19 protein-coding genes are annotated in these 21,141 nt (G+C 54.4%); 10 read left to right on the forward strand and 9 right to left on the reverse strand.

Annotated features, from left to right (window positions below; translation table 11 throughout):
- The first annotated feature begins 122 nt into the window (after positions 1–122).
- Both IZU99_04885 and IZU99_04890 read left to right on the forward strand, forming a co-directional pair.
- Positions 123–953: a hypothetical protein gene (locus IZU99_04885; GenBank protein UOO38585.1), complete on the forward strand. Its 831-nt coding sequence runs from the start codon at positions 123–125 to the stop codon at positions 951–953.
- Positions 954–1,319: 366 nt separating this feature from the next.
- Entirely contained in the window at positions 1,320–2,396 is a 1,077-nt protein-coding gene (locus tag IZU99_04890; protein ID UOO38586.1) for a hypothetical protein, read from the forward strand.
- A 24-nt stretch (positions 2,397–2,420) separates the two neighbouring features.
- On the opposite strand, the gene csaB is transcribed toward IZU99_04890, so the two are convergent.
- The 6 genes from csaB to murJ are packed head-to-tail and all read right to left on the reverse strand — an operon-like array spanning position 2,421 to position 9,784.
- Positions 2,421–4,649 carry a polysaccharide pyruvyl transferase CsaB gene (gene csaB, locus IZU99_04895; GenBank protein ID UOO38587.1) on the reverse strand — a complete coding sequence of 743 codons (2,229 nt, stop codon included), beginning with the start codon at positions 4,647–4,649 and terminating at the stop codon, positions 2,421–2,423.
- A gap of 3 nt (positions 4,650–4,652) precedes the next feature.
- Positions 4,653–5,147, reverse strand: coding sequence for a DUF4330 domain-containing protein (locus tag IZU99_04900; GenBank protein ID UOO38588.1), 495 nt, complete (start codon positions 5,145–5,147; stop codon positions 4,653–4,655).
- Positions 5,144–5,647: a DUF4330 family protein gene (locus tag IZU99_04905; protein UOO38589.1), complete on the reverse strand. Its 504-nt coding sequence runs from the start codon at positions 5,645–5,647 to the stop codon at positions 5,144–5,146. The genes IZU99_04900 and IZU99_04905 overlap by 4 nt, the downstream gene beginning before the upstream one ends.
- Positions 5,640–6,764 (reverse strand): glycosyltransferase, encoded by a 1,125-nt coding sequence (locus tag IZU99_04910; GenBank protein ID UOO38590.1) that lies wholly within the window; start codon positions 6,762–6,764, stop codon positions 5,640–5,642. The genes IZU99_04905 and IZU99_04910 overlap by 8 nt, the downstream gene beginning before the upstream one ends.
- Positions 6,749–8,191, reverse strand: a complete 1,443-nt coding sequence (locus IZU99_04915) for an O-antigen ligase family protein (GenBank protein UOO38591.1) — start codon at positions 8,189–8,191, stop codon at positions 6,749–6,751. The genes IZU99_04910 and IZU99_04915 overlap by 16 nt, the downstream gene beginning before the upstream one ends.
- Before the next feature lie 12 nt (positions 8,192–8,203).
- A complete protein-coding gene (murJ, locus tag IZU99_04920) occupies positions 8,204–9,784 on the reverse strand; it encodes a murein biosynthesis integral membrane protein MurJ (GenBank protein UOO38592.1) in 1,581 nt (526 codons plus the stop codon).
- A gap of 203 nt (positions 9,785–9,987) precedes the next feature.
- Here murJ and IZU99_04925 point away from each other — a divergent pair, with 203 nt between their 5' ends.
- The 7 genes from IZU99_04925 (at position 9,988) to IZU99_04955 (ending at position 19,450) form a co-directional block, all read left to right on the forward strand.
- Positions 9,988–12,267: a phosphodiester glycosidase family protein gene (locus IZU99_04925; GenBank protein ID UOO38593.1), complete on the forward strand. Its 2,280-nt coding sequence runs from the start codon at positions 9,988–9,990 to the stop codon at positions 12,265–12,267.
- A 56-nt stretch (positions 12,268–12,323) separates the two neighbouring features.
- On the forward strand, positions 12,324–13,592 hold the full coding sequence (obgE, locus tag IZU99_04930; GenBank protein ID UOO38594.1) for a GTPase ObgE: 1,269 nt from the start codon (positions 12,324–12,326) through the stop codon (positions 13,590–13,592).
- Positions 13,593–13,904: 312 nt separating this feature from the next.
- Positions 13,905–15,092, forward strand: a complete 1,188-nt coding sequence (locus tag IZU99_04935; GenBank protein ID UOO38595.1) for a pyridoxal phosphate-dependent aminotransferase — start codon at positions 13,905–13,907, stop codon at positions 15,090–15,092.
- A 162-nt stretch (positions 15,093–15,254) separates the two neighbouring features.
- A complete protein-coding gene (gene rsgA / locus IZU99_04940) occupies positions 15,255–16,331 on the forward strand; it encodes a ribosome small subunit-dependent GTPase A (GenBank protein ID UOO38596.1) in 1,077 nt (358 codons plus the stop codon).
- A gap of 80 nt (positions 16,332–16,411) precedes the next feature.
- The gene (gene trpS, locus IZU99_04945; GenBank protein ID UOO38597.1) at positions 16,412–17,413 is read left to right on the forward strand and encodes a tryptophan--tRNA ligase; all 1,002 of its coding nucleotides are present in this window, start codon (positions 16,412–16,414) and stop codon (positions 17,411–17,413) included.
- Between the two features lie 92 nt (positions 17,414–17,505).
- The gene (locus IZU99_04950; protein UOO38598.1) at positions 17,506–18,687 is read left to right on the forward strand and encodes an undecaprenyl/decaprenyl-phosphate alpha-N-acetylglucosaminyl 1-phosphate transferase; all 1,182 of its coding nucleotides are present in this window, start codon (positions 17,506–17,508) and stop codon (positions 18,685–18,687) included.
- Positions 18,677–19,450, forward strand: a complete 774-nt coding sequence (locus IZU99_04955; GenBank protein ID UOO38599.1) for a hypothetical protein — start codon at positions 18,677–18,679, stop codon at positions 19,448–19,450. Before IZU99_04950 ends, IZU99_04955 begins: the two co-directional genes overlap by 11 nt.
- On the opposite strand, the gene IZU99_04960 is transcribed toward IZU99_04955, so the two are convergent.
- From IZU99_04960 to IZU99_04970, 3 genes are read right to left on the reverse strand one after another with little or no spacing between them, the layout of a single operon-like run.
- Positions 19,437–19,868 (reverse strand): hypothetical protein, encoded by a 432-nt coding sequence (locus IZU99_04960; GenBank protein ID UOO38600.1) that lies wholly within the window; start codon positions 19,866–19,868, stop codon positions 19,437–19,439. The two genes, IZU99_04955 and IZU99_04960, sit on opposite strands and share 14 nt — an antisense overlap.
- A complete protein-coding gene (locus IZU99_04965; protein UOO38601.1) occupies positions 19,861–20,250 on the reverse strand; it encodes a hypothetical protein in 390 nt (129 codons plus the stop codon). Before IZU99_04965 ends, IZU99_04960 begins: the two co-directional genes overlap by 8 nt.
- A gap of 32 nt (positions 20,251–20,282) precedes the next feature.
- On the reverse strand, positions 20,283–20,549 hold the full coding sequence (locus tag IZU99_04970) for a hypothetical protein (protein UOO38602.1): 267 nt from the start codon (positions 20,547–20,549) through the stop codon (positions 20,283–20,285).
- Between the two features lie 130 nt (positions 20,550–20,679).
- On the opposite strand from IZU99_04970, the gene IZU99_04975 reads away from it, so the two are divergent.
- The gene (locus IZU99_04975; GenBank protein ID UOO38603.1) at positions 20,680–21,141 is read left to right on the forward strand and encodes a metallophosphoesterase; all 462 of its coding nucleotides are present in this window, start codon (positions 20,680–20,682) and stop codon (positions 21,139–21,141) included.

Below are 21,141 nucleotides of genomic sequence, written 5' to 3' on the forward strand. Positions count from 1 at the left end.
CGTAAGGCGTCCTTTTGACATTCATGCCGCTAAAATGACGGCGTGAAGAAAGATGTTGAAAATAGTGGAAATAATGATATAATTATACAGAGATGAAGCTTGGGGGGAGTAAAAGAGTGCATTTGGCAATCTATTTTTTAATCTTCACACCGATCCTTGCCTTTGCCTGCTATACGCTCTTCAGCTACAGAAAGCTGCCGGATGTCTATGACCTGAAACTGACGAGACGAGTCTATTACATATTCGTCCTTTTGTATCTGGCAGTTTTATTCCTTTTTTACCGCAGCCAGGTGGAAAACACTGTCATCATCCATATTGATAACGTCAACAACCTTTTTGTCAATTACGCCATATTCTTGGTTTTGGCAGTCGTCTGGGAATATTTATTTATCTCCTGCCGGACGCTCAAAAACTTCAAATTCAAAGACATTGAGCTCGATATGACCGAACTGGATCAGGTCAAATATGTCGATAAAACGCAGGACAGACAGATTGCCTCGTTGGATGCCGTCCTCAACGCCAGAATCGAGATGGCAAAGTTTGTGGACGATTACGTTAAAAACTCGGATTTAAACCCGGAGCAGTCATATAAAGACATCATCAGGGAATATGAAAAAAAGCGTAAAAACATCAAGGTTTTCGCATATTTCGAGCACGAGACAGAGCAGATGGCAAAAGAGCTGTCGATCAGCAAAGATGTGATGACCGCCCTGATGTATGCCATCAGCCTTTACGGCTACTGCATCCCGAAGGCGTTTCGGAAAAAAGACTATATTTTTGCAAAATACAAGACGAAATATACAACAAGCGACATTATCGTTGTTTTCAGCAGCGATTTTCTTGTTGACAACGAGCACCTGATGCTGTTTGATGCAGTTGATTATTTTGAGGTTTTAATTGCGCTCAATATTTTACAGGCGGAGAATGAAAATCTCGGTATTCAAAATGGCTGATGCGTGCTATAATAAGAATAGAAAGGGCGTGATGTTATGTCGTCGGCAAAGAGAAATAATTTGTTTGTAATGCGCGATATTTCGAAAAACAAAACTGGGCATGGCATCGAGCAGTTCAAAACGCAGATTTCCTCCAAAAACAAGTTGATGACCGACAATAAATTTGTCCAGGGCAAGCGCGTTTTGCAGGAAAAGATATATTCAAAGATTTGAGCCAAGAATAAAAATGACAAAGCGCTGTAAAACAAAAGGACGCCGAAAGGCGTCCTTTTGTTGAGATTTTAGATCATTTTTAGTACTGCCATTTTATGAAATATATGTTAGTATTGTGACGTAAATTGTCAAAATGAAGGGCGGCTTTTGTCGATGGGATTTCGCTCGGTCGTATCTGGCTCTCTGGATGGAATATTCAAGCTTTATAAACGATGTGTCAAACTCAAGACAAAGTATGCGCATAGAATTAAGACAAACAGCTGGTGTCGCAAAAACAGGCATAAGCTCACGGCAGCGCAGCTCAATGAGGCCAAGGATTACTGGCGCCGGTTCACGAAGGAGTACAGCGCAAATTTCTGCAAACGGTTTTCAACCGTCAACGGGACCTTTGACGTGCGCTATATTCCGGAGGACCTGTATTTCAATATCATTGAACCGTATCTGAATAATCATCAGCAGACCTTTGGCAATAAATCCTACTTTCCCATGATGTTTGACTGCAAAATGCCCGAAATTGTGTTCAGTAGGGTCAACGGCATCTATTTAAGTCCAAGCTTTGAACTCATCACGGAAGAAGAGGCTTTACGGCGATGTTTTGGGTATGATGCCGTGATATTCAAACCGTCCGTTGACAGCTGCGGCGGCAAAAACGTGAAGATTTTTGAGACCGGCGACCCGTCAGGGATTAGAAAGGCTTTCGACGAATACAGCGGCTTTCCTTATTATGTTGTTCAGAACGTTATAAGGCAACACGCGAAGATCAGCGCGATCCATTCGGCATCTGTCAACACCATCCGGATTATGACGCTTCTGATCAACGGAAAAATTGTCATCCTGCCGCCGGTACTCCGCATGGGCGTCAATAACAGCCGTGTCGATAACGCCAGCTCCGGCGGCATTGTCTGTGGGATACTGCCTGACGGCCGGCTGAAGGCTTGCGCGTATTCCGCAGCAGGCGTCAGGTTTGACAGGCACCCGCAGGGATTTGAATTCGGCAAAGGCCATATCCCATCCATCGATGCAGCAGAAGAGATGGTTAGGCGCATTGCCCAAAAGTTTCCGGACCATCGGCTCATCGCATGGGACATCGCCATCGATGAAGACGGAGAACCGATTTTGATCGAGGCCAACGTTAACCATGGACAGATCGACTTCATGCAGTTCAATAACGGTCCTTTATTTGGCGATTATACAGACGATGTTCTGAAGGAAGTATTTCAAAAAAAATGATAGCAACAATTTGACGCCGGGCATTTATGCCCGGCGTTTGTTTTTCGGGGTATTCAAAAGTTCCAATAGGCGCGCAGCGTCGTCGCGCGCCAGCTGTTCATAGTCGAGCGAGCACGCTTTAAGACACGCAGTATAATCGCGCTTTCGCATCTGCAGTGACTGCACGGCGTTCATCGCCGACACGGTGTTAAAACCGACCACGTCTCCGGCGGATGGCATATTAAGCGCCCGGATATACGCCTTGACCTTCGGGTCATAGATAATCCCGACGACGGGGACGCCCATCCGCGCCGAAAAAATCAACGTGTGCAGGCGCATAGCAACGACAAAATCGGACAGACCAATGACGCCCATAATCTGGCGTGCCGTGCTCTTTGGATTTAATAAATACGCCGGGCGGTGCATCTGATCGATGATCTCCAGGCTGATGGCGACGTCGTTCGGTACCTGCATGGGGATAAAAATGACAGAGAGGCGATACGTCTCGGCAATTTCGTCGCACAGGCGCGCAATTTTTTGATTAAACGCCGGGCCGCCGACCCAGTTGCGCACCGAGATACAGACAAAGTTCTCACCCGTGGGCAGCCCGCAGTCGCGGAGAAGGGCATGGGCTTCGTCCGTCGGGACGGCGTTTAGCGTAAAAACGGGGTCGGCTGTCACGTGGAGGTCGTCCCGCTGAACGCCCATGCTAGTGAGTTCCTCGGCAGACATGTCATCCCGCAGGGAGATGACGTCGGCCCGCCCGACGATGTGCCGGACGAGACGGCGATTTGTTTTTTTCCGCACCGGCCCGATGCCGTTGGCGTATATCATGACTTTCTTACCCAAAAGCTCCGCCGCCAAAATGATCGTGAGATAGTAAAAGAGTGACCGCGTTGACGTATGATCCTGCAGGAGGCTGCCGCCGCCGGAGACGAGCGCGTCACAGCGGCGCAGCGCGCCGAGGACGGCGAAAAAGTCAAACCGGTCAACGGCTTGATAACCGTAACGCGCTGTTGTGTCGGTCGGATCGTTTGACAAGACGGTAATGGCAATATCACCGCCCGAATCGTCAATGGTTGCGTGGATCGACTGTAAAATCGCCTCATCACCGGCGTTGCCGAAGCCATAATAACCGCTCATAACGACATTAAAGCGGCGACGGCGGACGGCTTCATACGCTGCCTCGCAGTCATCTGTCATGCGGCTGACGGAGTAATCGCTTAAAACGAGAGATCGTCCGTCATCACCGAGCGCAGCGCGTTCACGCGGCGTCAAAACTGTCATTGTGTGGACGATTTCGCCAAGCAGGCGCTCACCGTCAGGCAGGGCGCTGCCGCGGCAGCAGAAGTTGCTCTCCCGCGCCTGCTGCACGCTCTCCGGCGTGAAAAGCCCGATATAGCCCTCGGCACCGGCCAAAATGACGGGTTTCGCTTCCGCCATCGCCTCCAGCGCCGCGCGTGAGACGCCGACAAAAACATCTCCGGCGCTGACAATGTCGCTGATATCGGTGCGCGGGCCCGTCATGACGACGGTTTGATGCCCCGTCAGTCTGTTGGCCTCTTTTGCTTTCTCTAAAAGCGCATCATAAACGTCGCCGCCGCCGGCAATAAGAATCTGAACGCCGGGCAGCGCCTTGTTCAGCCGTGGGGCGATGTCAATCAGCTGGCGCGCTACGAGGCTCGCGCTCTCGTCAAGGCGGCTGACGTGGCAGACGACAGGCTTATTACGGTCAAGCCCGAATTCCGCGTCAATCTTTTCAGACGAGACGTCTGGGGAGAATTTGTCGGTGTCGATGCCGTTAATGGTCATGATGATGTCGCGCGGGCTTACGTGGTAGTTTGTAATCAGATAATCTCGTATGTCAGGGGAGACGGCAATTGTCTTCTGCCCCCAGTTTGTCAGCTGGTTGAGACCGGGGCCAAGCTGAAAAACGCCGTGCGCCGTTGTTACAAAAGGAAAACGCATCGTTTTCTGGAGAAGACCGCAGATAAACGCCGATATACGCGCGTGCGCGTGGACAATATCGGGCTTTTCCTTTTTGATAATTTTCCGGAGCAGGAAATATGATTTGAGCATGTAAAAGAGATGACGCCTGTTCATCGGAATCTGATAATGGCGGATGCCCTTGGCTTCAATGTCCGCGACGAAAACACCGCCGTTTGAGGCGACAACAACGTCGAAGCCGCGCCGCTTGAGCTCGCAGGCCAGCTCGATGATATGTGTTTCAGCGCCACCGATGCCAAGACTCATCGTTGCCATCAGGATTTTCATCTCTTACTCCAGTCCCGTGATGGTCGCTTCAAAAGACGTGTATTTTGTGTAGAAATTACGGTTTGAGTTGACATTGAGTTCATACGTCTTGCCGGAAAAAGTACGCCCGTCGGTGACAATACCATCTGTTTTGATTGTCAGGATAACGTCAAAATAGCCCTCGTAGCTGCCGTTGACGAGTGAGCCGTCAATTTTTTCAGAAGCCGTGACGGCGGGCTTGTAGTCGACGGCCGTAATCGTGCCGACGGCGTTTCCGCCGTTGCCTTTGTCAAAAAGAACGTCGCCGGGTTTCAGGCTGTCGACGGAATACTGGCGCACACCGTTAACCGCCACGGTATACGTGACCGGTTTCAGGTCAGCGCCCTGGCGCGTAACGTCGAGAAGATTGAATTTGACAACGAGGGCCGCCACGATCACGAGGACGATCAGAAGGACGAAAAAATCAATGATGCTAACCTTGCCGAAGAGTCTGCCGTTTTCATCGATGATTTTCTTCATGTGAGATCCCCCCGTTCAAACGCGACAATGTAGCCCTTACCCGCGTAACCCGGCCCGGCGGCCGCGACCTCCTCGCCGACGCGGATCAGGTATCCGCTCGCGGCTTTGATTTCGGATTCGCTTACCGAGCAGTCGGTGACAAGCGTTATGGTTGCCGTCACCTTGCCGGGAACCTCGGACAAGACGGTGTCACCGGTGTTCAGGTTTTTTTCAGGTGTCACGGTCGGTCCCATTGTGACGGAGACGACCGTCCCCATAATAAATTTCTTTGTACTGTCGAGCATCGTGTCGCCCGGCTGGATTTTAGCAGTGGCCGTATCAAGCATATCACTCAGCTCAATCGTATAGTGAATCTGTCTCGTGCCCGTTGTGGCCGTCGTGCTCTTGCCGGAGGCCCGCCAGAAGTATAGTAGCGCCGCCGCCGCAATCAAAACAACGGCGATGATGACAATGTCAAAGACGTTCAGCCGCCACCTTGTTTTTTTTGTTTTATTATCCATCGTGATCTCCCTTCAAAACGTCCCGGTAAATTCGTTCGATGTTTCCAGCAAAGGTCTCGCCGGTGAAGCGCTCTCTAAAAACAACCTCTGCGCTGGCGCTCAGGCGTGACAAGAGGTCTGTATTGCCGACCAGCCGCCGAATGCATCCGGCCAGCGCTTTTGTGTCGCGGCTTCTAAAAACAAGGCCGTTGACGCCGTTTTCGATAACAAAGGGGTTGCCCCCGTAATCGCTAACTATGGCGGGCAGGCCAAGGCTCATGCCCTCGAGGAGTGACAAGCTGGACGCCTCCGTGCCGTACGACGCGTTGAGCTGAACGTCGAGCGCGTTTAAGAGCGGCGCCACGTCCGTCACGAAGCCCAAAAACGTCACTGTGTCGTCGAGGCTGAGCGACAGGGCCTTCTGACGGAGCACCTGCTCGTCCGGCCCGGCACCGGCAATAAAAATGCGGATGGGAAGGCCGTCGTCCTTTAAGATTTTTGCGGCGTCAAGAATCAAGGCCTGTCCCTTGTACGGTTCAAGCCGCGCGAGAATCCCGGCGGCAAAATCGTCATCACGAAGCCCGTATTCAGCGCGGATTCTTGTGCGCTCGTTGGGACTGACGCGCGTGATGGGTTCAACACCGTTCATTACCACATCAATCATATCGCCGCGGATGCCGCCGTCTGTTAAGTTTTCCTTCGCGGCAGGGGAGACGGCGATGAAGCGGTCGGCGTAATGCTCGTTTATAAGTTTGTTCAAAAGATGCCCCGGGCCTGATTTCAGCCGCGGGCTGACAGGGAAGACGGAATGGCGCGTTGTGATAACGGCCCTATGGCACCGGCGCGCTGCAATCCGCCCGGAGAGCGAGCCGTGCGTGTGCACAATATCGGGGCTGAGCTGCCGGATTATTTTCTGAAGTGTTTTGATATCGGCCGGAGAAAATGACGCGTTGGGTTTAATGTCGGCTTCGATGACGCGGGCGCCCGCGTTACGGAGCGGCTCGGCCAAGAGGCTCCCGCGCGGCAGGCAGACGGCCGTTTCAAAAGCGTTTGTGTCGGCGAAGCGGAGGTAGTTTAAAAGCACGCGCCCGGCACCGCCGATGTTCGCGTCACTGATGATGTTCAGGACCTTGACCATATTTGTCCCTCCGTCATCGACGACCGCCGCGCCAGCGCAAGGCCAAGCGCCAGAACAACCCAGAATAAAAACGTTACGCGGTTATTATAAAAGGAATAATCCGTCATGCCCTGCAGCAGATAACCGCATACAGCGGAAACGGCAGCGGCCAGATAAATGCGCGACGATTTGTCACGTTCCTTAGAAAAGGCGGCAAGCGTGGTTCTGAAATAGGAGAAAAGCATGAGAAGAAATAAAACGATACCGAGGATACCGGCGTCGCAGATGAGCTGGAGATAGAGGTTGTGGGCGTGCGGGGCGCTGATGGTGTTGTAGCCATAGGCCGGGTAAACGAGATTGAAGGCGGCCGTGCCGGGGCCGATACCCGAAAACCAGTAATCCTTGAGCATGGACAGCGTCCCAAGCCAGATGGAGACGCGGTAGGACGTCGAGCTGTCGGACATGTTGCCGATGCTGGCAAAACGCTCAATCACCGTTTGGGGCAGGAAAAAGTACAGCGCGATGATCGCCGCGATGCCCAGAAGAATAAAGCGCGCGTCAAGCATAACGAGGAAGACAGCGGCGGCTAGAATCAGCCCGATATAACCCCCGCGCGAATAGGTGACAACCATGCAGACGGCCATGAGGACAAAGCAGCCGGCAAAAAAGAGGCGCTGCAGCCATGTTTTGCCGTTTAAGGCGCACGCGGCGGCAAACGGTGTCACCAGCAGCAGGTATTCAGCCAGAACGTTCGGGTTTCCAAGTGTTGAATACACCCTGTTTGTGATATCGGAAAACATATCATTGTCAACCCATGCCCCAACCGTCTCCGGCGTATAGAACAAATACTGATATACCCCGTAAGCGGCAACGGCCGCGCCCGCTGTGACAAGGAGCCCGACGGCGAAATCAGCCTGCCGTTTCGTCGTGACGGCGTTATTGAAAACAATCGTGAACAAAACGAACAAAACCGTTATGAGACCGGTGAAAATGCTGCCGGAGACCGTGACGGACGTCATCGTCGCGATCAGATAGACGGCAGCAAACAACAGCACATACTTATTGACCGGCGACAGAGCGGATCGTATTTCCGGTTCGGTGCCAAGCCGGACAGCATAGGAAAAAAAGGCGACAAGCACACAGCAGACGAGTGCCATCGTCGGCAGAAACGGGGCCAGGAAGGCCGGAATCAGGCACCAAATGTAAAGCTGTTTAAAAATACTGCCCTCAAGAACCCTCGTCAAACCAAGCTTTTGAAAAGCGGTGCTCCACGCGCGGTGCCCGGCTTGCCCGGCTTTAAAAAAAACGCTGCTTTTAACGCGTGCCAAACTGCGGGACGGTGATAAAAACCAGGTGACAAGGCGGCTTTTGTGCCATTTGGCACCGATCCATCCGAAAAAGACGCTCAAAAGCCTGAAAACGGCGCTCTGCTCCAAAATTTTTTGCATCAAGTCACTTCCTTACTGCTGGATATCGGTTGCGCGCCGCCTGGAAAAAAACCGCAGAAGCAGCGCTGAGGCGGCCTTCGCCTCGGAAACACCGAAGAGGCGCGTTGCGGCGGCGTAGACAAGAAGACCGGCTGCCGCGGGCGCCAAAAGAGCCAGCGCTTTGCCGATGAGATTCTGTTCAAGTCCGCCCGCGGCGGTATGAACGCCAAAGACGGCGGCGGTCATCAGAAGGGCGGCAATTGTCATTTTAACGATATCAAAAACAAAGGCCTTGTCGAGAAAGCCGTCACCGCGCCACTGGAGCGGAATTATTAAGACAACGGCGCCGACTGTGGCAGCGGCGGCGGAGGCAACGGCCAGCCCTGTGACGCTCAATGGCCCTGTTAGCAGCGCGCAGAGCGCGATGTTAACAGCGATAGAAATCAGGCCGGAAATAAGGGGTGTTTTACCGTCCTGCCGCGCAAAACAAGCGCGGCATAAAATGGCCTGCAACGCATAACCAACCATGCCAAGGCTGATAAATGTCAGGGCCGCAGATGTCATGGACACGGCGGCGTCGTCAAATTTGCCGCCGCCGTAGATCAGGCTGATAAGTGGGCGGGCGAGCACCATCACACCGGCCGTCATCGGAATAACGAAAAACAGTGAGGCGTGAACCGTCTGCGCAATCGTGTTTCGGAAGGCGTGCGTCTCGTCTTCGGCCGTCAGGCGCGACAAACGCGGGAATATAACGTTTGTGACCGATAAAATGAATACGCCAATGATAATCAGATATAAGTTGTTTGACAGTTCAATAGCGGTAACACCGGCACCGTTATACAAATGGGAACCAAATTTCGTATTGATCGTCAAATTAATCGGTTGCACCCACGTGCCGATCATAACAGGCAGCATCAAGGCAAAAACCTTCTGCATGCCCTCCGAGCGGAAATCAAGTGACGGCCTGTAAAAAAAACCTTTTTTCTTTAAGGAAGGAACCTGTATGAGCGCCTGCACAAACCAGCCGATTAAAAACGCCGCCGCCAGGCCGTAGATGCCGAACCGGGCGTTAAACGTATAGTAATACGCGATGACAATAAAGTTGGCGATGACGCTGATGAGCGCCGGGACATTGAATTCGTCAAACGACTGCAGGATGCCGACAAACGAATAGGCAACGCCAGTGAACAAAACCGTTGGGAAGAGCATCCGCGTCAGAGAAACGCACAATGCCGTCGTCGCCGCGTCGTACCCGTCTGCAAACAGGCGGACGAGCGGCTCGGCAAAGACAATGCCGAGAACGGTTAAAGCGAGTGACAAAAGGCCGATGACGGTGATGAAGTTTCCGGAAAACAAAACAGCGTCCTTTTTGCTTTTTTTCGCCGCGTATTCGCTGAACACAGGGATAAAACTGGCCGCAATCGCCGAGGCAAAGACGGCGTCGAAAAAGACGCGCGGTATACGGCTGGCCGTTAAAAAAGCGTTTGTCTCCATGCCGCTGCCGAAATGAACCGTCATGAGACGATCACGGAAAAGCCCCATGAATTTACCGATGAGGGTGAGGAGCATCACGAGGCTGATTGTTTTTACATGATGGTTGTTTTTTTCTGCCATATCCCGCCAGCCTTCAAAAATTACAGGTAAAAAAAGTAAACCAAGTGCCGTAACTGTGATATTTTACCCCAACCGCCCTTATTTTTCAACAGAATTCAAGCCGATAAGTTTTAAATATTTATGAATCGCTGGGCCGTCGGTTGAAATAGCGGCCGGATTTCTATATAATACGCACAGATGAAAACGCCGCCGGAGAGGTACATATGAAAAAATTTACTGCGTTCACCGCCGCCGTCCTGGCGTTGGCTGTCCTGACGACGGCGACTGCCATGGCATTGGGCGCTGGCGACGCTGTCTACGTGAACACGCGCCACGTCGCCAACAACCTGTCTTATACGAACACGGTTTCCTACATAAACGGGACGCAGCGGCAGGAAAGCTATGCCCTCAGCCTGACGGGCAGCGGTGACGCGTACCCCATTGTCATGGCGTGCGATACGATTTACGGCAGCCTGACGGTTGACGCGATGGTTTCGTATGCCGCCAAGCAGGGCAAAAACGTTTTGGCTGCCGTCAATACCGACTTCTTTTCCATGAAAACAGGCGTCCCGATGGGGATTGACATTGAAAACGGTGTTTACAAGTCAAGCCCGGAGGGAAACACGGCCGTCGCGTTTGACGCCGATGGGAGCGTTCGCTTTTCAGAAAGCCCAGAGGTCACGATGACGCTTTTTAACAACGGCAGCGCGTCTGACGCGTCGAACAGCGGCCAGAGCGTCACCCTCACGCATTTCAATAAATACAGGGCTGACACGGGCGGCCTGTATCTGTTCAGTTCCGCCTTTTCCACCGTGTCAACGCGCACGTCAACGCCGGGCTGGTTCGTCAAATTTCACATTGAGAGCGGCTCGCCGAGCGTTTCCGGGACGATGTCACTCGTTGTGACGGAGGTGGTGCAGTCCGACGGGGCGATGCCAATCGGGGACGGGTATCTTATTTTATCGGCCTCGGATGTCTGCGGCTATGATTCGGAATTTAATAAATTTAAGGTTGGTGACGCCGTTACGCTAACGACGACGTGCACCGACCCGCAGCTGACAAATGCCAAATGGGCAACTGGCGGCGGCGACATTCTTGTTAAAGACGGTGCCGTCACCGATCAATCGGCGTGGGACAAGGCCATATCCGCTAAAAATCCGCGCACGGCTTTCGGTGTCAAGGCCGACGGCACCGTCATCAGCTACGTCATCGACGGAACAGAGAATTCAGCCGGTCTGACGCTGCAGGCACTCGCCGAGGAGATGCGTGCGCGCGGCTGTGTTGACGCCGTCAATTTTGACGGCGGCGGCTCGTCGGTACTCAGCGTCCGCCTGACGGGGCAGTCGGTGGCAACACTCGTCAATAAACCGTCCGACGGGTCGGAGAGAAAGTGCGCGGCGTATCTGCTCTTCGTCACCGACAAAGTGCCCGACGGGAGAGCGAAAAACCTCGGGCTTGTCAATGACGGCGTCATCTTGCTCACGGGTTCCTCGGTGACGCTGCAGCCCGCCGCGTCGGACAGCGGGTATAAACCGGTGACGACGCCGTCCGACATGAAAATGTCGGGTGCCGCCCTCGGTGCGGTGACGGGGATGGTGTATAAAGCCGGCGCCGCAGCCGGCACGGAGACGCTCACCCTCACGTCGCCGTCAACGGGCGCGAGCGGGACGGGCGCTGTTTTCATCATCAGCAAACCGACTGATATAAGCGTCACCGCACAGGGAAAGCCCGTGACGGCACTGACGCTTTGGCCGGGCGATACGGTGCAGCTGTCGTCGGCGGCGTCGTATTACGGCCGCGCTGTTTGTGCGGACACCGCCGCCTTTACATATGAAGCAGCAGGCGGCGTCGGCAGCGTGTCTTCCGGCGGGCTTTTCACAGCCGGGGCAACGGCGGGCGTGACAGGCGCTGTGACGGTCAGGGTCGGTGGCGCGATGGTTTCGATCCCGGTCACAATAACCGGCTTCACAGATACGACGACGCACTGGGCCGGGCCGTATATTAAGGATCTCTTCCAAAAGGGTATCGTTTCCGGCGTCACACCCACGCTTTTTGCGCCCAATGACGAAATCAGCCGCGGCGATTTTATCCTGATGCTCTACCGGGCGGCCGGAAAACCCGCTGTGAGCGGCCCATCCTCCTTTACGGACGTCGCGCCTGACGCCTATAATGCCGCGGCCATCGCCTGGGCGGAATCTGTCGGCATTGCCAAGGGTGACGGGAGCGCGCTGTTTAACCCGAAGGGGCCATTAATACGCGAGCAGGCCTTCTCGTTTTTGTACCGTGCGCTCAGCGCGCTGAAGCACAGCCTGCCGGACGCCCCGGCGTCAGCGCTGGCCGCTTATTCGGATTATCAATCGGTGGCCGATTATGCCACCGTGCCAACGGCAACGCTTGTATCAGCCGGTGTCATCTCGGGTGCTGGCGGCAAGCTGCTGCCGAAGGCCAACATCACGCGCGGCGAAATGGCAAAGATCCTGGACGTTGTCATCCGGCTCGCGTAAAGGTTCTGAAAACAGGGCAGACTGAATTAAGGAAAATATGGAAAAGGAAAATTTATATGTTTGTAGATAAAGCGACCATCCGCGTCAGAGCCGGTGCCGGCGGCAACGGTGCCGTCTCCTTCCACCGCGAAAAATACGTTCCCGCCGGCGGGCCCGACGGGGGGGACGGCGGCCGCGGCGGGGACATCGTCATTCAAACGGACAAGAACATGTCTACCCTGATGGACTTTCGCTATAAGCGCAAGTACACTGCGCCAAACGGTGCCGACGGCGGCAGCAAAGTCTGCACCGGCAAGGATGGCCAGCATCTCATAATCAAGGTGCCGGACGGCACGCTCATTCGGGATAAAGAGACAAACGCTATTATCAAGGATATGACGGGAGAGGCGTCGTATGTTTTAGCCCGTGGCGGCAGCGGCGGCTGGGGCAACCGTCATTTCGCGACGCCGACGCGCCAAGCCCCGCGCTTTGCCAAAAGCGGCTTGCCCGGTGAGGACAAAGAGGTCGTCCTGGAGCTCAAGCTATTGGCCGACGTCGGTCTCATAGGCTTTCCCAACGTCGGCAAGTCGACGCTGTTGTCCGTCGTCTCCAAAGCGCACCCCAAAATTGCCGACTATCACTTCACAACGCTATTTCCGAATCTCGGTGTCGTTTACATTGACGAAGGCGTTTCCTTCGTCCTGGCGGACATCCCCGGCATCATCGAGGGGGCGCACACAGGAGCCGGTCTCGGCCACGCTTTTCTCCGCCATGTCGACCGCTGCCGACTGCTCATCCACGTGGTGGACGTTTCCGGCAGCGAAGGCCGTGACCCCGTCGAGGATTTCAAAACGATTAACGAGGAACTGAAGCAATATAGCCCAGCGCTTGCCGAGCGCCCACAGCTCGTTGCGGCCAATAAGACCGATATCGCGGAAAACACGGAACTTGTTGAAAATTTCCGTGCTTATATTAAAGAGCAGGGGCTCCCACTATATGAAATTTCAGCCGCGACTAACAGCGGGGTGAAAGAACTCATGAAGGCCGCAGCGGCGAAGCTCGCGCACTTGCCGCCTGTCTATGTCTATGAGCCGGAATACGTGGAGCAACCCGTCTCCGTCACGCCTGACGATATAAAAATTGAAACGTATGACGACGTGTGGGTCGTCGAGGGCCCGTGGATGGAGCGCCTTGTCCGCAACGTCAACTTCTCCGACAATGAGTCCATGATGTTTTTTGACAGGTCTCTGCGCGTGGCCGGTGTTTATGACCGACTGGAGCAGTTGGGGATTCATGAGGGCGATACGGTCAGCATCTATAATCTCGAGTTTGAATATCAAAAATAACCCACCCGCCCACCCAATAGATGTATAGGGGGCTGCGCCCCCTATGACCCCCAATTATCTTCATGGGGGTGAAATATTTTCGCTCGTCTGTCTAACATCATGCGTAGGGGCAGACCTTGTGTCTGCCCTTATCCCGGGCACGAGAGTAGGGGGCTATGCCCACATCGCCCCGCCCCAATCCCGCCGCCGTCCCGTAGGGGCTATTATCAATCGCCCAGCGCATTCCCGCCGATTTTGACATTGTGAATCCGCTAACGATATGCTAAAATATTTCATTGTAAAAAAGTGCATCCATAGAATGGAGAGAGAGCCATGATCTCTGAAAAAATGAAAAAGCTGGCCCAAAACAACTCGGCCATCCGCGCCATGTTCGAAGAGGGCAACAGGCTGGCAGCCTTATACGGGCGTGAAAACGTTTTTGATTTCAGCCTCGGCAACCCAAACTTTCCGGCGCCCGACGCCGTTAAAAAGGCTATGATTGATATTTTAAACGAAGAGGACGCCATTTTCGTCCACGGCTACATGTCAAATACCGGTTACGCCCCAGTCCGCGCGGCGATTGCCGCGCATCTCAACAGCCGCTTCGGCACATCGTTTGGTGACGGTAATATCATCATGTCCGTCGGCGCGGCCGGCGGCCTGAACGTCGTCCTCAAAACGCTCTTAAACCCCGGTGACGAAGTCGTTGTCTTTGCCCCGTATTTCGTCGAATACGGCAATTATGTTGCCAATTATGACGGCGCGCTCGTCGTCGTTCCGCCCAACACGACGGACTTCCAGCCTGAAGCCGAGGCGCTGGCCGCCGCCGTAACAAGCAGAACAAAGGCCGTCATCATCAATTCCCCGAACAACCCGACGGGTGTTCTCTATACCAAAGCAACGCTCGAAAAAATTGCCGCGGTGCTATCGGCTAAGGAAAAGGAATTCGGCGCGCCGATTTATATCATCTCCGATGAGCCGTACCGCGAGCTCTGCTATGACGGGGTCGATGTGCCATATCTCACAAGGCTCTATAAAAACACGCTCGTGTGTTATTCGTGGTCGAAGTCGCTTTCGCTCCCCGGCGAGCGCATCGGCTATATCGTCATTCCCTCGGAAATTGATGATTTTCAGCTTGTCTACGACGCCGCCAGTATCGCAACGCGCGTTTCCGGCTTTGTCAACGCGCCGTCTCTCCAGCAGCTGGCCGTGGCCCGCTGCCTGAATGAGAAGACGGATATCGGCGCGTATGACCAAAACAGAAAGCTTTTGTACAACGGCCTTGTCGCCTGTGGTTTTGACTGTGTCTATCCGCAGGGCGCGTTTTACATGTGGGTTAAAACACCTGTCGACGATAAGGTGTTTTGCGAGGCAGCGAAAAAGTTTAATATCCTCGTCGTACCGGGTACGTCTTTTGGCTGCACCGGTTACATCCGAATCGCCTATTGCGTGGCAAAAGAGGCGATTGAGCGGTCCCTGCCCGCCTTTAAAAAGCTTGCCGCGTCGTTCGGCCTTGGCTGAACCGCGCCGAGTACCACGCGCCACCGGCGCGCCGATGAAAGGAGACTAATTTTTGTTCTTTAATATGATATTGTCGGAGTGTGTCCTCCCCGGGAGGGCATAAACAAAAGTATGTGCCCTCCAAGAACGCCAAAAACCGTATGAAATTTGGAGGATACAGAAATGGAAATTAACCTGAAAGACTACGGGCTGGATGATTGTATAAGCCGTGAAGCGGCCCTGTATGACGGCTTGAATATTGCCCGCATCACAACGCAGCACCACGACATATACGGGGCTATCAGCCAATACGGTGAAACGATGGCCCGCGTGTCGGGCGGCTTGTCCCACAGGGCGGTCGGGAGCGGCGATTACCCCGCTGTCGGTGACTGGGTCATGATCGACAGGGGCAATACATCAGCCGGTGAGGCGGTCATCCGCAGTATACTGCCGCGAAAAAGTGTTTTCCAGCGGCGCGCCGCCGGGACATCCGGCGCGTTGCAGGTCGTCGCGTCGAATATCGATACTGTTTTTCTCTGCATGGCGATGGACGGCGATTATAACCTGCGGCGTTTAGAGCGCTATCTCTCCGTCGCGTGGGATAGCGGGGCGACACCCGTTGTCGTCCTGACGAAAGCCGATACCTGCCCAGATGCCCCGGCGCGCATAGCGGCGGTTTCCGCCGCCAGCTCCGGCGCGGATATCGTCGCAACGTCGGCAGCAGACGGCACGGGATATACGGCGCTTAAGCGCTACCTTCTAAAAGGGAAAACCGTCGCGTTTGTCGGCTCCTCCGGCGTCGGCAAATCAACGCTTATTAACGGCCTTTTGGGCCGTGATGTGCTTGAAACACGCGCTGTCCGGCAAGATGGGCGCGGCCGCCACACGACGACGCACCGACAGCTGATGCTGCTGCCGGGCGGCGGCATCGTTATCGACACACCGGGTATGCGCGAATTGCAGCTTTTCTCGGCAGACCTCTCCAAAACGTTTGAAGATTTCCAAGCGCTTGCGTTATCCTGCCGATTTGCTGACTGCACGCATACGGTCGAACCCGGCTGTGCGGTGTGCCGCGCGCTCGAAACGGGCAAACTTGCCAACGGCCGCTATGAGAGCTATATTAAGCTCCAAAAAGAGCTTATTTATTCCGGGCTTGACGCGCGCCGGATTGAAGAGGAAAAAATCAAAAACATGTTCGGCGGCAAGAAGGCCATGAAGCGGGCGCTTGACGATGTAAAAAAGAAAAACAGCGGCCAATAGACCGGGTGCGCCGGTAAAAGCCGCTGTATGATGAAAAAACAGGGGGGGCGGCTTGCCGCCCCCGTCAAAAGGAATAGCTTATGGAAGACAAAAAAATTATTCTCTCCGGCATTAAACCAAGCGGCGCATTAACGCTCGGCTCCTACGTCGGCGCGATTAAAAACTGGGTTGCCCTGTCGGAGGCCTACAACTGCTATTACATGATGGCAGACCTGCACGCCATTACCGTCCGGCAGGACCCCGCCGTACTGCGCAAAACGACGCTGGAGCAGATCGCGCAGTACATCGCCTGCGGGCTTGACCCTCAAAAGAATACCATCTTCATCCAAAGCCATGTCCCGGCACACGCCGAGCTCACCTGGGTGCTCAGCTGTTTTACGATGTACGGCGAGCTGTCCCGCATGACGCAGTTTAAGGACAAATCGGCGAAAAACACGGAAAATATCAACGCGGGGCTTTTTACCTATCCCGTTTTGATGGCGTCGGATATTCTCATCTATCAGGCCGACCTTGTCCCCGTCGGCGAGGATCAGAAGCAGCACGTCGAGCTCACGCGGGACATTGCCGGGCGCTTCAACGCCATATACGGCGACGTTTTTAAGCTGCCGGAGCCGTTCATCCCGGAGGTCGGCGCGCGGGTGATGAGCCTGCAGGAGCCGACGAACAAAATGTCAAAGTCCGAGCAGGACGCAGGCGGCTGCATCTGCCTGATGGACAAGCCGGAGGACATTATGCGCGCTTTTAAGCGCGCCGTGACGGACAGCGAAACGGCAATCCGCTATGACGTCAAGAAAAAACCGGGCGTATCAAATCTGATGCAGATTTATGCCGTCGCCACCGGCACAACGCTTGATGATGTCGCCCGCACGTTTGACGGGCAGGGTTACGGTGCGTTTAAAACGGCCGTGGGCGAGGCCGTCGTCGAGCTGCTGCGCCCAATTCGCGAGGAGGCCGCGCGGCTCTTGTCCGACAAAGCCTATCTCGAAAGCGTTTATACGGAAGGGGCTCAAAAAGCGGCCGCGGCGGCGAACAGAACGCTGCGGAAGGTTTATAAAAAGGTCGGCTTTATCCAAAAGGGCTGACGAGAATTGGCGGGCCGCGTGCCGTAACAGCGGCGTTCGTATCACAAAACGGCGTAAGAAACGCCAACGCATGATACGCAACTGGAGCGTCTATGTCAACGGAACTTTTTCTGCAGGCGGGCCTTGCCATTGCGGCGTCCTTCATCATCACTTTTGCCGCCACACCGATCGTCAAGTCGTTTGCGCAGCGTGTCGGGGCGCTCGACGTGCCGAAAGACGGCCGCCGGATGCACTCGGTGCCCATCCCGCGCCTTGGGGGGCTTGCCATCTTTCTCGGTTTTTTACTCAGCGTAGTCCTGTTTGCCGATATCGACCGGTACGTGCAGGGCATCCTATTAGGTTCTGTCGTCATCGTCATTGTCGGCGTGATTGATGATATTATGCCATTGCCCGCGCTTGTTAAATTCGTTGTTCAGATTTTCGCGGCGCTCATCGCCGTCTATCACGGCATCATCATCAACATTGTCACGAATCCGAATATTTGGAGTGCCTCGGAATATTTTAATTTCGGCTTCATGGCCATCCCGGTCACGGTTTTGTGGATTGTCGCCATCACCAATTCCGTCAATCTCATAGACGGGCTGGACGGCCTTGCCGCCGGTGTCTCGGCCATTTCCTCACTCACAATGCTCATTATTGCCGTCCTCGTTGCGGACGTCAATGTCGCACTGATGATGGCGGCGCTGTTCGGTTCCTGCGTCGGCTTTCTGCCGTATAATAAAAACCCCGCCAAGATTTTCATGGGCGACACCGGCGCGCTCCTGCTCGGCTATGTGCTGGCGACTGTGTCGATTATCGGCCTGTTCAAGTTTTACGCGATCATTTCGTTTGCCGTGCCGTTTCTCGTCGTCGGCCTGCCGCTGTTTGACACCACGTTTGCCTTCATGCGCCGTCTTTTCAGCGGCAGAAACCCAATGTCCCCGGACAGGGGCCATTTCCACCACCGCCTCATTGATATCGGCTTCAGCCAGAAGCAGGCTGTCGCTATCGCTTACGCCATCAGTGGCATCCTAGGCTTGTCGGCTGTCGTCATCACGACGAAGGGAGAAATCCGGGCGATCATCATGCTGGCTTCCCTCGTCGTCGCCGCCGTCATCGGCCTCATCGTCCTCAAAAGTGTTGGAAAAGACGTCCCGGCCGACAGCCCGGAAGATTTGGAGCAAAAGCCAACGGCGCCGGATGAGACGCCCACCGAGCCGTCACAATGCGACGGTAAGGAAGACACGCCAAAGGAGACCGCGGCAAAAAAGCCGGAGGAGAACGATGAGCGCTAAACGTGTTCGTTTTATCAGCCTGCTCGGCGTCGTGCTGATCGTTCTCGTCGTCGCCGTCGGGTTTATTTTGACATATGCCGCGCGTGACGCGCGCGTTTTATCGCTGCCGTCATCGACGGGTGACCTGCCCGGCACGACGGGCGTTTTATCTGCCGACGGCGGCCTTTTTGGATCGGACCGCGTTGCGGTAACGCCGGATAATGTTCAAAACGTGATTGCAACGCTTGTGCGACCGGCTGAATATTCGAGAACCGTCGTTGTGGAAAGCGCCTATTCCGGCGGCAGCGCGACGAGCCGCATCAGCACCGTCGTCTTAGACGATTTACAGGCACTCATCGTCGAGATGGCAGGCTCGAAAAAGCATATTGTCATCACCGGTGGGACGGTTTATATCTGGTATAACGGCGAAAAAAACCCCCGCGAAATGCCGTTTGAGGCATCGGGGGATGACAGGACTGTATTGGACAGCTATCAAATGCTGCTGACATATGAAGATGTTTTATCGCTCGACAAAAGCAGCATTACAGATGCCGTTTATGATACATATGCCGGTGAAGGCTGCATTTCCGTCACTTTTAAATCGCCCTTGCTGGGGTATAAGACCATCTGTCATATCGCCGTTGCCAGCGGCCTGCTCATTGGGGCCGAGCAGTATGACGGGCAAAAGCTCGTCTACCGCCAAACGGCTATGGATTACACTGCCTCGGCGGACAAGGCGGCGTTTACCCTGCCGGATGGTACAAATCCCGTCAGTGCTCATTAATAATACTGAACGCCAAAAAGGCCAGAATGATGAGAAACTCCTCATCACCGCTTTCTATAAAGAAAAACAAAAGCAGAAGGAACAAAAGCAGGTCGCCAATATCGAGCCCGAAGGGCAGATTGTCAAAAGCCCCCTTGAGACCATTGCCGAACCCGCCAAAGAGGTTGTTTAGCCCGCCGTGCCCACCGAGAAGGCTCCCAAGACCGCTGCTGATACCGCCGAAAAGGCTGCCCAGCCCGTTACCGGCAGCACCCGCGTTGATGGGCTTGCTTTTGATACCGGCATCGCCGTGGGCAGGTGATGGGGGTGTTGGCCGCGCGGCACCGGCGCCCGGTGCGCCGCGCCGCGCGCTTTGTATGGTTGGCGCGTCCTGAACGCGAACGTATTTGCCAGTGTTCCCGATGTACCTGTTATACACCACCGCCACCTCCGGAAAATTCGGCCAGCGCGATTTTCGCCAGCTTTGCAAGTTTTGCGATCTCCGCCGCTTTGTCGATTTTGGCGTGGCGCTCTTCCTTCAGATAAGGTTTAATGGCGTTTAACAGCACGGACTTGTCATTACTGCCTGTTGAGTACTCGCCGATCAGCCGTGTCATCAGCCGCGTCATTTTCGGATCGAGGCCGCCGAGCGTTGAGGCGATTTTTGTCAGGTCGGGCATACTCGCCACATCGCCGCCCGTTCCGCTGGGCGATGAGCCGGAACCAATCGAACCGGAGAGGGAGCGGGCAATGCCCATAATTTTTTCCATATCCTCAGGAGATGTCAGGATTTTATTGATTTTATCTTCAAGCTCGCTCATACTGCACCTCCATTCCGCGATATATTATGTCGTCACTTCATCATTTTAAGAATTTGCTCTGCGAGGTGTACGCCCTCCTCTGTTTTTAAAATAGTGGATAACGCGTTTTTCAAGGTCGCGGTGTCACCGTTATTCAGCGCGTTCATGAGGTCACCTTCGCTGCCGCTGAGCAGGTTCTGGACGCTTTTGCCCTCCGGTGAGTCGATCAGCTTTTCCAATTCTTCCTTCTTGCCGGAAAACCGCGCGCCGGCTGCGGTGTTTAAAAAGTCGTTCGTCGCTTTCCCATAGTCAAATCCCATTAAAGTTCATCCTTTCATGACGGTGTGCTTAAAGCGTGATTTTAAAGCAGACCAGCCCAGACCGTTCTAAATCAGTATATTCCGGAAAAACAATGTGGTGACTCTATAGCCCGCGTTGGTGGAGATGTTTATGAAAATCCTCGTGCTGTCAGATTCCCACGGCCAGTTGCAGCCCATGCTCAACGCCGTTTTTGATGAAAAGCCCGATCTTATCCTTCATCTCGGGGATTATGAGCGCGACGCCGCCGGTTTGCGCCGGGCGTATCCCGATGTATATTGCCGCGCCGTCCGCGGCAACGGCGACTATCACGGCCATGAGCCGGACATCGATGAATTTGTCATCGACAACAAACGGATTTTTATGACGCATGGTCATTTATACGGCGTCAAAATGTCGCTCGATTCGCTTGTGAATACAGCTCTTTGCCGTGGGGCCGATGTTGTTCTGTTCGGGCATACGCACAGGCCGCTTGCGACAACGGTGCAGGACGTACTTGTCATAAACCCCGGCAGCGCCGGCATGGGCAAAAAAACAGGCGCCGTGCTCGAGATCGAACACGGTGCCGTCAGCTGCCGGGCGATTGACTTGTGA

Source organism: Oscillospiraceae bacterium CM (assembly GCA_022870705.1).
GTDB lineage: Bacteria > Bacillota > Clostridia > Oscillospirales > Oscillospiraceae > Sporobacter.